The 3,012-nt window shown below is 54.7% G+C and carries 2 rRNA genes (1 of these 2 only partly in view); both read right to left on the bottom strand.

Annotated elements, in window-relative coordinates:
- Positions 1–8 precede the first annotated feature (8 nt).
- A 5S ribosomal RNA gene (gene rrf / locus Q9S78_RS14280) occupies positions 9–125 on the bottom strand.
- Positions 126–223: 98 nt separating this feature from the next.
- Positions 224–3,012: ribosomal RNA gene (locus tag Q9S78_RS14275) — 23S ribosomal RNA — on the bottom strand; it runs 416 nt beyond the window's last position.

The raw sequence follows: 3,012 nt of genomic DNA, 5'->3' as shown, positions 1-3,012 counted from the left end.
CGAAAGAAGTCCGGCGGTGTCCTACTCTCCCACAGGGTCCCCCCTGCAGTACCATCGGCGCTGTGAGGCTTAGCTTCCGGGTTCGGAATGTAACCGGGCGTTTCCCTCACGCTATGGCCGCCGAAACACTATTGATGTTTCAGTCTGCACAACGAATATTCGTTATGCGGTTCTCGACCGTACATCGAGAACCACTCAGTGGACGCAAGCACCTAAACGGTGTGTTATCAAGTCATCGGCTTATTAGTACCGGTCAGCTTCACGTGTTACCACGCTTCCACATCCGGCCTATCAACCCAGTAGTCTGGCTGGGAGCCTCTCACCCGAAGGTATGGAAATCTCATCTTGAGGCCGGCTTCCCGCTTAGATGCTTTCAGCGGTTATCCATCCCGAACGTAGCTAACCAGCGGTGCTCTTGGCAGAACAACTGGCACACCAGAGGTTCGTCCAACCCGGTCCTCTCGTACTAGGGTCAGATCCTCTCAAATTTCCTACGCGCGCAGCGGATAGGGACCGAACTGTCTCACGACGTTCTAAACCCAGCTCGCGTACCGCTTTAATGGGCGAACAGCCCAACCCTTGGGACCTACTCCAGCCCCAGGATGCGACGAGCCGACATCGAGGTGCCAAACCATGCCGTCGATATGGACTCTTGGGCAAGATCAGCCTGTTATCCCCGAGGTACCTTTTATCCGTTGAGCGACAGCGCTTCCACAAGCCACTGCCGGATCACTAGTCCCGACTTTCGTCCCTGCTCGACCTGTCAGTCTCACAGTCAAGCTCCCTTGTGCACTTACACTCGCCACCTGATTGCCAACCAGGTTGAGGGAACCTTTGGGCGCCTCCGTTACTTTTTGGGAGGCAACCGCCCCAGTTAAACTACCCACCAGGCACTGTCCCTGAACCGGATTACGGTTCGAAGTTAGATATCCAGAGTGACCAGAGTGGTATTTCAACAATGACTCCACGGTAACTGGCGTCACCGCTTCAAAGTCTCCCACCTATCCTACACAAGCCACACCGAACACCAATACCAAGCTGTAGTAAAGGTCACGGGGTCTTTCCGTCCTGCTGCGCGTAACGAGCATCTTTACTCGTAATGCAATTTCGCCGAGTTCGCGGTTGAGACAGTTGGGAAGTCGTTACGCCATTCGTGCAGGTCGGAACTTACCCGACAAGGAATTTCGCTACCTTAGGATGGTTATAGTTACCACCGCCGTTTACTGGGGCTTAAATTCTCAGCTTCGCCTTGCGGCTAACCGGTCCTCTTAACCTTCCAGCACCGGGCAGGCGTCAGTCCGTATACATCGTCTTGCGACTTGGCACGGACCTGTGTTTTTAGTAAACAGTCGCTACCCACTAGTCTCTGCGGCCTCCACGCCCTTTCGGAGTAAATCCTAATAAGCGGAAGGCCCCCCTTCTCCCGAAGTTACGGGGGCATTTTGCCGAGTTCCTTAACCACGATTCTCTCGATCTCCTTGGTATTCTCTACCTGACCACCTGAGTCGGTTTGGGGTACGGGCGGCTTGAACCTCGCGTCGATGCTTTTCTTGGCAGCATAGGATCACCCACTTTTTATCCGCATCGTGTCTCAGCCTTAATGAGAGACGGATTTGCCTATCTCTCGGCCTACGCACTTGCCCCGGGACAACCATCGCCCGGGTTGGGCTACCTTCCTGCGTCACACCTGTTAATACGCTAGCCGCACCAGAACGGGGTCGAGCGTTAGACCGGCCGGCTTCACCCCGAAGGGATCCACTCAGCCGGGTTAGGACTCTTAGCACCACTGGATTAGCTTGGGCGGTTCTTCGCCGGTACGGGAATATCAACCCGTTGTCCATCGACTACGCCTGTCGGCCTCGCCTTAGGTCCCGACTTACCCAGGGAAGATTAGCTTGACCCTGGAACCCTTGGTCTTTCGGAGGACGTGTTTCTCACACGTCTTTCGCTACTCATGCCTGCATTCTCACTCGTGTAGCCTCCACGGCTGGTTCACACCGCCGCTTCGCTGGCCACACGACGCTCTCCTACCCATCAACACGGCTGGACCACGAAGGCCTACCAATAATGTCAATGCCACAACTTCGGTGGCGTGCTTGAGCCCCGTTACATTGTCGGCGCGGAATCACTTGACCAGTGAGCTATTACGCACTCTTTCAAGGGTGGCTGCTTCTAAGCCAACCTCCTGGTTGTCACAGCAACTCCACATCCTTTCCCACTTAGCACGCGCTTTGGGACCTTAGTTGGTGGTCTGGGTTGTTTCCCTCTCGACTATGAAGCTTATCCCCCACAGTCTCACTGCTGCGCTCTCACTTACCGGCATTCGGAGTTTGGCTGACGTCAGTAACCTTGTAGGGCCCATCGGCCATCCAGTAGCTCTACCTCCGGCAAGAAACACGCAACGCTGCACCTAAATGCATTTCGGAGAGAACCAGCTATCACGAAGTTTGATTGGCCTTTCACCCCTATCCACAGCTCATCCCCTCAGTTTTCAACCTAAGTGGGTTCGGTCCTCCACGACGTCTTACCGTCGCTTCAACCTGGCCATGGATAGATCACTTCGCTTCGGGTCTAGGACATGCGACTGAATCGCCCTATTCAGACTCGCTTTCGCTACGGCTACCCCACACGGGTTAACCTCGCCACATATCGCTAACTCGCAGGCTCATTCTTCAAAAGGCACGCTGTCACCCCTACTAAGGAGGCTCCAACGGTTTGTAAGCAAACGGTTTCAGGTACTATTTCACTCCCCTCCCGGGGTACTTTTCACCTTTCCCTCACGGTACTTGTCCGCTATCGGTCATCTGGGAGTATTTAGGCTTATCAGGTGGTCCTGACAGATTCACACGGGATTTCTCGGGCCCCGTGCTACTTGGGATACTCTTCGCGTCAAGAGAGGCATTTCGACTACGGGGTTGGCACCCTCTATGACCCGCCTTTCAATGCGGTTCGTCTATACCTTCTTGTAACGCCGACAGATCGGCAGAACTGTCTGAAAAGTCCCACAACCCC

This window comes from Microbacterium aquilitoris, assembly GCF_031932285.1.
Taxonomy (GTDB): domain Bacteria; phylum Actinomycetota; class Actinomycetes; order Actinomycetales; family Microbacteriaceae; genus Microbacterium; species Microbacterium aquilitoris.
This window is presented reverse-complemented; position numbering and strand designations above follow the sequence as displayed.